Annotated in this window: 10 protein-coding genes; 3 read left to right on the top strand and 7 right to left on the bottom strand. The window is 35.1% G+C overall.

Features of this window, described 5'->3' with window-relative positions:
- Positions 1–44 precede the first annotated feature (44 nt).
- From EK417_RS00230 to EK417_RS00200, 7 genes are all read right to left on the bottom strand, one after another.
- Complete coding sequence (locus tag EK417_RS00230) at positions 45–836, bottom strand: class I SAM-dependent methyltransferase (protein ID WP_136521032.1); 792 nt, start codon at positions 834–836, stop codon at positions 45–47.
- A 63-nt stretch (positions 837–899) separates the two neighbouring features.
- Entirely contained in the window at positions 900–1436 is a 537-nt protein-coding gene (locus tag EK417_RS00225; RefSeq protein WP_076597766.1) for a PH domain-containing protein, read from the bottom strand.
- A gap of 63 nt (positions 1437–1499) precedes the next feature.
- Complete coding sequence (locus tag EK417_RS00220) at positions 1500–2147, bottom strand: GNAT family N-acetyltransferase (RefSeq protein ID WP_076597767.1); 648 nt, start codon at positions 2145–2147, stop codon at positions 1500–1502.
- A gap of 17 nt (positions 2148–2164) precedes the next feature.
- On the bottom strand, positions 2165–3010 hold the full coding sequence (locus EK417_RS21330; protein ID WP_228457860.1) for a PH domain-containing protein: 846 nt from the start codon (positions 3008–3010) through the stop codon (positions 2165–2167).
- Positions 3011–3110: 100 nt separating this feature from the next.
- Positions 3111–4481: a histidine--tRNA ligase gene (hisS, locus tag EK417_RS00210; RefSeq protein WP_136521031.1), complete on the bottom strand. Its 1371-nt coding sequence runs from the start codon at positions 4479–4481 to the stop codon at positions 3111–3113.
- 123 nt (positions 4482–4604) lie between these two features.
- Positions 4605–5060 carry an HRDC domain-containing protein gene (locus EK417_RS00205; protein ID WP_228457859.1) on the bottom strand — a complete coding sequence of 152 codons (456 nt, stop codon included), beginning with the start codon at positions 5058–5060 and terminating at the stop codon, positions 4605–4607.
- A 14-nt stretch (positions 5061–5074) separates the two neighbouring features.
- A complete protein-coding gene (locus EK417_RS00200; protein WP_076597771.1) occupies positions 5075–5407 on the bottom strand; it encodes a single-stranded DNA-binding protein in 333 nt (110 codons plus the stop codon).
- Between the two features lie 347 nt (positions 5408–5754).
- Between EK417_RS00200 and EK417_RS00195 the strand changes: the two genes are divergently transcribed.
- The 3 genes from EK417_RS00195 (at position 5755) to EK417_RS00185 (ending at position 7316) form a co-directional block, all read left to right on the top strand.
- The gene (locus EK417_RS00195) at positions 5755–6117 is read left to right on the top strand and encodes a helix-turn-helix domain-containing protein (protein WP_136521030.1); all 363 of its coding nucleotides are present in this window, start codon (positions 5755–5757) and stop codon (positions 6115–6117) included.
- Positions 6118–6372: 255 nt separating this feature from the next.
- Positions 6373–6966 (top strand): HPP family protein, encoded by a 594-nt coding sequence (locus EK417_RS00190; RefSeq protein WP_110366293.1) that lies wholly within the window; start codon positions 6373–6375, stop codon positions 6964–6966.
- A gap of 5 nt (positions 6967–6971) precedes the next feature.
- A complete protein-coding gene (locus EK417_RS00185) occupies positions 6972–7316 on the top strand; it encodes a hypothetical protein (RefSeq protein ID WP_076597773.1) in 345 nt (114 codons plus the stop codon).
- Positions 7317–7328 lie beyond the last annotated feature (12 nt).

The raw sequence follows: 7328 nt of genomic DNA, 5'->3' as shown, positions 1-7328 counted from the left end.
GATAAAGCTACTTAACATTCCCCCCAACTTTTGAGACTGATCCTTTATTTTTTCTGTGCTGCCAGCGCATACACAAGAGGTATTTTATTGCCGAACTGTGGAATTCTCCATTTCACTTTTTCAAATTCTTCTACGTGTCTGAAACAAGGATATGGTGACCAGTCAAACTCCCGGAAAGTGTTCAGTTGTAAATCTTTTTTAATCAAATTATCAAGGACTTCTGCCAAAGAATGATTCCACATAACATATTCCTGCACGATGGATGCGGACTGATCTGCATATGTTCCTTCATAAGTTTCTACAATCGGTTTTTCATTGAAATAGCTATAAGCTACTTTTGTAAAATCATCATCAAACATCCAGACGGCAGGGTGAAATTCTGCCATAATGAATTTTCCTCCCGGATTCAGAAAATGATTGATAACATCTGCCCATTTTTCAAGATCGGGAAGCCATCCTATTGTACCATAGCTTGTATAAACGATATCAAATTTCTGATCCAGAACATTTGGCAAATTATACACATCTGAACAGATAAATTCTGTATCGGTACCGCATTTTTCTGCAAGATCTCCGGCGGTATCAATAGCTTTATCGGAAAGATCAATTCCGGTCACTTTTGCTCCCATTCTTGACAGGGAAATAGAATCCTGCCCAAAATGGCACTGCAAATGCAGAATAGTTTTTCCTTTTATATCTCCAAGAAGATCTAATTCTATTGAGTTCAGGGAGGTTCTCCCTTTTAAAAATTCATCTACAAAATAGAAATCCGATTTCAGATGAGGTTCTACTTTAGCGTTCCATGATTTTTTATTAATTTCTAAGTAATTTTCCATGGTTTAAGTTAAAAAAGTGTGAGTTTTCCTATAAAATAATTTTTATTGTCCAGCATACATTGATCATAATTTATCTATCAATTTCTTCTTTTGCTCAAGAAATTCGTCTTCACTTAGAACTCCCGTTTCTTTTAATCTTCCCAATTGTTCCAACTGATCTAAAACACTAGGTTCAGATTTGCTCTGAAAATGTGTTTCCGGATGGGACATGAATTCTCTTACTTTTTCGCAGAACAGTTCAGCATGATACTTTCCTACTCCATCAATCTCTACCATATCATCTGTAACCTGAATATCTATGGAAGCCAGTAAAAATGCTGTTTCATATTGTATGGAGCTTATCTTACTGTAAGAAAAGTCTTCCACTTTCAATCCGTACATGAATTCCTTATCCACAAAAATCAGTCTTCTGTCAGTGGCTACTAAGATGATATGATGATTGTTCAGTTTATTTCTGCCTTCTACCAGATATACAATTCTTTCCTCCGGTGAAAGGATATCCGGTAATTCATGAATTTCTTTCCGGGCAAATATGGTAGGGCTGATATCCAGCTTTTTAAGTTCTTCTCTTATCTCGTCTAGTCTTGATTTTTTACTCATAGTATTAGTTTACAGGGCTAAATTAGTTTTTTTTGTAATAAAAAATTTAATTCAATAAAAAAATCAGCCTTCTGAAGGAATCACTACAGAAGTATGCAGGCAATACAGCTTCCAGCCCAAAGTCTCATACAATAGTTTTCCTTCTTCTGTAGCCACTAAAAGATTATTTGAAAAACCTTTATACAAAGCGATCTTCTCCAATTCTTTCAATAAAAAACGAGCGAGCCCTTTCCTTTGATGGTTTGTTTCGGTAATAATCCTGTCATACACTGCAACGTCATCAATAAGAGAAACACGGCCAATAGAAGCCTGTTCACCATTTTCCGCTACAATCCTGACAACAAAGGTTGTATTATACTCAGAAAATTCTAAATGATATCCTTCTGCAAGATTCATTTCCGCAAAATTCATAGGATGAAAACAGGTCATCATATATCCCTGTGGCTGCAGTTTCCACCTTTCGGGAATTCTATGTATAAATTCATCAGGAGAAGCAGATACTTTCAGATAAATCCACGGATCATCAATTGAATGGGCATGCTGGAAAAAATCATCATTAAGCTCAGGAAACACAAAACGTTCTTTTTGCTTTTCATCTCCTACATTTACATAAAACCCGGATTTATAGGGAAGGGGAAAAGATACTTCTCTTGACAGGCACCATCCTTTAAGCCAGCTCTCTACTATTTTTGAAGATACTTTATCCTTCATAATTCGGTTTACAAATTTTATTTTAATTGCTCCAGCAGTTTCTTTTTTTGCTCTGCAAATTCCGTATCGGTTAAAATTCCGTTCTCTCTCAATTTTCCTAATTTCTCAAGCTGATTTAGAATTTCTTCTGATGAAATTCCTTTGTTTACCACATTATCAATTTGTTTTGGAGATTGTTCTTTAGGATGATTATAAATACCTTTTATCTTGTCATAGAAATTTTCTGCATCATCTTTATCCATAAAGCATTCAAACGCTACCACTCTTTCGTCAAGATGTAATTTAATAATTGGTGATCTGGGATCTGTTACAAAACTTACAGCCTTAATGGTTTCGTTTGGATAATTATTGATTTTTGCATCGCCAAACATTGCTTTTGATAATGAAATCAGCCTCAACGGTGTTGCCACCAATATTCCTGCTGCCAAAGTATTCACAAACTGAGCATCTGTAATAGCGATGATCTGCTCATATTCTGAAATCAAATACGGAAGTTCTTTGATTTCTCCTTTGGTAAAGATGGACAGATTAGCATGAAGACTTTCCAGTTCCTTCGTTATTTTCTGGTGCCTTCGTTTATAAACCTCTTTTGGGATTTGATGAGAGTCATAATCTGCCATTGCAGGAAGGTTCTGGTCTGCAGTCATTACTGCCTGAACTTCTTCAGTTTTCTCTTTACTCAGCATTTTACTGATATCATGAATGCTGAATTTATTAAGGTTATAAAGCAACTCTTCATTGATATCAGTTACTTTATTTAAACATTTATTGCATAAAACATTACCATCTGAAAGCATATTTGCTCCCAAAAGCGTATCCATGGATGTTAATTCTGTAGTACACAATGCACAATTATTAGTCATTCCTTTTTTACTCAAAAGTATTTAAATCTTAGCATCCATCAAACAAATCAACCACAAAAGTAATTTTGTGGTTGATTTGTTTTTTTATGTATCTATCCTATTATTCTCCTAAAAACTCTTCTAAGGAAACCGTTTTCTGCTCTCCTGCTTCAAGATCTTTAAAAGTAACCGTATTATTTTTAATTTCTTCTTCACCCAGGAAAACAAGATTCTTTATGCCTTTCTTTTCAGCATAGGTAAACTGTTTGTTGATCTTTGCATTTTCAGGATATAACTCTGCTGAAATTCCTTTGGCTCTTAGCTGCATGATCAGCTTCAATGCATCTGTAATTCCTTCACCTCCAAAGTTAGCAAACAGATATTCTATTTTGGCTGATGCTTCTTCAGGGAATAGATTGAGTTCTTCCATCACAAGATAAATTCTGTCTAATCCGAATGAAATTCCTATTCCAGGAATATTTTTAACGCCAAACACTTCAGTAAGGTTATCATATCTACCGCCACCTCCGATGGATCCCATGGCAACTTCATCTGCTTTCACTTCAAAGATAGCTCCTGTATAATAATCCAGTCCTCTTGCCAAAGTAATATTGAAAACTAAGTTTTGAATATCCACACCCAGGTTCAGCGATTGTGTAAGAACAAATTCCAGTTCTTCCACTCCTTTCAGACCGATTTCATTTCCTGCAAATTTCTCTTTCAGCTGAAGAAGATTTTCCAGCGCATCATCCGACTGGCTGAACAAGAAATCCAGCTTATCAATAGATTCCTGAGAAATTTCTCTTTCCAGTAATTCTTTTACAACTCCGTCTTTACCTATTTTATCCAGCTTATCTAATGCTACAGTGAAATCTATCAACTTATCTGTGATTCCTGCATATTCTGCCAATCCGGATAGAATCTTTCTGTTGTTCATATGAATGGTTACAGGAACTTTCAGATCTGCAAAAGATTTCAGATACAACTGAACCAGCTCTACTTCCTGTAGTAAACTCTCGCTTCCTACAACATCGGCATCACACTGATAAAACTCTCTGAATCTTCCTTTCTGAGGCCTGTCTGCTCTCCACACCGGCTGGATCTGAGAACGTTTGAATGGAAACGTGAGTTTACCATGATTCATCGCTACAAATCTTGCAAAGGGTACGGTAAGGTCATAACGAAGAGCTTTATCAGTAAGGCTCTCTGCACTGAATGGCTTTTCCAATGCTTTTTGAAAGTCATGAAGCATCTGAGTTTTTTTCTCTTCTTTTGCTTCATTGATACTTGAATTTAAAATTTTAAAAATTAAGCGGTCACCTTCTTCTCCGTATTTTCCTGTTAACGTAGAAAGATTTTCAAAGCTTGGGGTTTCCAATGGTTGAAAACCGAATAATTCAAAATTATTCTGTAAAATATTGATGATATATTTTCTTCTGGAAACTTCCTGTGCCGTAAAATCTCTCGTCCCTTTTGCTAAACTTGGCTTCATTTGTTGTATGTCATTTTGATAAATGCAAAAGTACGGAATTGAAAGGAATTTTACATAGTATAAAAAGCTGAAGAAAGTCTTCCCTCAGCTTTTCTTGTGATGTTATCAATTATTCCAAAAAAGTCATAAGCTTTCAAGGATTTCAAGAATTTCTTCACCATAATTTTCAATCTTATGCTTCCCGAACCCTTTGATCTCCAGTAATTCCTCTTTCTTAGCAGGTTTATACTTGGCAACAGATATCAGTTCTTTGTTACTTGCGATGAAATAAGTAGGAAGATTATGTTCCCGTGCTTTTTCTGATCTCCAGAGCTTCAATGCGTCCAGGATCTTTTCTTCATCTGTATTCAAAAGATCATTTTCTGCAGAATATTTAGCTGCCTTTGGCTCTTTCACTGTATTTTTTGCTGGTTTTAAGTTTTCAAAATACAATATTACAGACCAATATTTTTCTTCACTTACAAAAGCGGTTTCTGCTTTTATAATCTCGTTACATTCCAGGAAATCATCCAGCATTTTCTGATCTTTGTAGAGAAATTCTTCAGGCAGCCTGATTTTAAAAATTTTCACTCTCATCATAGGTGTTTTTAAAGTTATTTTCCTCCTAACAGTAGGATTTCATCTACACGAATTTCCGTGATATACCGCTTTATCCCATCTTTATCATCATATGATCTGTAGGTAAGCTTTCCTTCAATGGCAATTTCTTTACCTTTAGGAACATACTTTTCAAAGATTTCTGCTGTTTTCCCAAATGCAATCAAATTGTGCCATTGCGTTTCTTCTACTTTTTCTCCTTTAGCATTGGTGTAATGATCACTGGTAGCTAAGGATACACTTGCTTTTACGTTTCCATTGTCGAAGTTTACCATTTCAACTTCTTTACCGGTGTAACCAATTAATGTTACTTTGTTTCTTAGTGACATAACTTTTATATTTTAAAGATTAATAATTCAGATAAGAGACGTTCACTGCTTTCTCAAATCTCTGTTGCAAAGATTGCGATGCTTCCCATTCTCAGTCGGTTATAAACTATTTAAATTCGTTTGTAACCGTTTGAAAACGGATAATAAAATAAAAAGAATCTTTCTTATACAGAATTTATCAGAATTAAAAAGGCATTAATACCTGCGATTAATTAAAAATTTAATAAAATGAAAACACTTCCTAAAATATTTTTCTTTTAAAAAAAACATGGAAAAACAGATCTATGACAAGGGATTTTTTCTCTTTAATTTGATTTTTTTTTTGCAAATTTGTAAAAACGTCTGATATGCAAAAAGAAAAACTACGTACAGTAAGAAAGATGAAAGGATTTACTCAGCAGCAAATGGCTGAAGTGATCCCCACTGACGTCTCCAATTATAGCAGAAAAGAAAGCGGTGGTGTATCTATAACACAGACTGAATGGCAAAAGCTGGCTAAGTTTTTAGACGTTCCGGTAGACGAAATTTATGAAGAAGAGGAAGCTACCATTATTATTGAAAATCCTGTTTTTAGTGATAATACTGGGGTCAATGTAGGTAATAATAATGCTACAGCAAATATTAGTAATGAATTAAGCATAGAAATCATAAAAACCATGCAGGAATATATTGCTCTGCTGAAAGAAGAGATTAACCGGCTGAAAAAATAGAAAACATTTTTTCACAAAAAAGCATACTAAAGTCAGGATAGAACATTTCTATTCTGACTTACTTTTTTATGAAGTAATATGACATTTAACGGTCCTTATATCATTCAAATCCTATCCATTTACAAACGGATAATTCCGTATCTTTGACACACGGCCTGTATTGTGAACAATTATGACAGGAATTTATATTCATTCCATATTTTACAGCCGTTCGCGGAAAATCTAATTTAAATTATAAAAGATAAAGAAGAGTAAATGAAGAAGACATTCAAAAGAACATTCAGGGTTTCAAAATATGTGATTTATAAAGAGACGCTTGTTGATTATAAGGAACATTTCTGGTCATTTCTGGGAGCATTTTTCGGGATTGGGATCATTGCGTTTATCCAGTCTCATTCACTCACAGAAACTGAAAATATATTCCTGATCGGTTCTTTTGGAGCATCAAGCGTTCTTATTTATGGTGCTATCCAGAGTCCTTTGGCCCAACCCCGAAACCTTATAGGCGGGCATGTACTTTCGGCATTGGTAGGCGTTACCGTCTATCAGCTTGTTCCGGATATCATCTGGCTTTCGGCACCTTTGGCAGTAGCATTTTCCATTGTATTGATGCAGTATACGAAAACATTACACCCACCTGGGGGAGCTACAGCGCTGATTGCAGTGAGTTCTACAGGAAAAATTCCGGAACTGGGCTATTGGTATGTGCTCTCCCCTGTTCTTTCCGGATGCATTATTCTTTTGATTGTAGCCTTATTTTTTAATAATATTACTCCCAACAGAAGCTATCCTACCCACAGCATGTTCAAAAGACTGTTAAAAAAAAGACACCAACATCACTTAAAATAAAAATCATGAATTGTCTGGAATGTGGCGAGAAGATCATTGGAAGATCAGATAAAAAATTCTGCAATGATGCCTGTCGGAACGCCTATAACAATAAGCAGAATAAGGATTCTAACAATCTGATGCGGAATGTAAACAATAAACTCCGTAAGAATTACCGTATTCTGATGGAAATCAATACCGATGGTAAAACAAAAGTTCCCAGGTCCAGACTGGATGGCTTGGGTTTTGATTTCGATTATTTTACCAACCTGAAAGTTTATAAAAACGGTTCTGAATACAAATTCATCTATGATTGCGGTTATAAACTTCTGGAAGATGATTTTGTACTGATTGTAAAAAATCAGGCATAACCCACCACAAAT

It is taken from the genome of Chryseobacterium candidae (assembly GCF_004916905.1).
Lineage (GTDB): Bacteria > Bacteroidota > Bacteroidia > Flavobacteriales > Weeksellaceae > Chryseobacterium > Chryseobacterium candidae.
The sequence above is the reverse complement of the archived record's forward strand: the minus strand, read 5'-3'. Positions and strand labels throughout refer to the sequence as shown.

What these genes read in the sequence shown, in the direction of transcription:
- EK417_RS00220 (WP_076597767.1), bottom strand. Translation starts at nt 2,147, where the DNA reads ATGAAGGATAAAGTATCTTCAAAAATAGTAGAGAGCTGGCTTAAAGGA.
- EK417_RS00200 (WP_076597771.1), bottom strand. Translation starts at nt 5,407, where the DNA reads ATGTCACTAAGAAACAAAGTAACATTAATTGGTTACACCGGTAAAGAA.
- EK417_RS00190 (WP_110366293.1), top strand. Translation starts at nt 6,373, where the DNA reads ATGAAGAAGACATTCAAAAGAACATTCAGGGTTTCAAAATATGTGATT.
- EK417_RS00195 (WP_136521030.1), top strand. Translation starts at nt 5,755, where the DNA reads ATGCAAAAAGAAAAACTACGTACAGTAAGAAAGATGAAAGGATTTACT.
- EK417_RS00205 (WP_228457859.1), bottom strand. Translation starts at nt 5,060, where the DNA reads ATGATGAGAGTGAAAATTTTTAAAATCAGGCTGCCTGAAGAATTTCTC.
- hisS (WP_136521031.1), bottom strand. Translation starts at nt 4,481, where the DNA reads ATGAAGCCAAGTTTAGCAAAAGGGACGAGAGATTTTACGGCACAGGAA.
- EK417_RS00225 (WP_076597766.1), bottom strand. Translation starts at nt 1,436, where the DNA reads ATGAGTAAAAAATCAAGACTAGACGAGATAAGAGAAGAACTTAAAAAG.
- EK417_RS00230 (WP_136521032.1), bottom strand. Translation starts at nt 836, where the DNA reads ATGGAAAATTACTTAGAAATTAATAAAAAATCATGGAACGCTAAAGTA.
- EK417_RS21330 (WP_228457860.1), bottom strand. Translation starts at nt 3,010, where the DNA reads ATGACTAATAATTGTGCATTGTGTACTACAGAATTAACATCCATGGAT.
- EK417_RS00185 (WP_076597773.1), top strand. Translation starts at nt 6,972, where the DNA reads ATGAATTGTCTGGAATGTGGCGAGAAGATCATTGGAAGATCAGATAAA.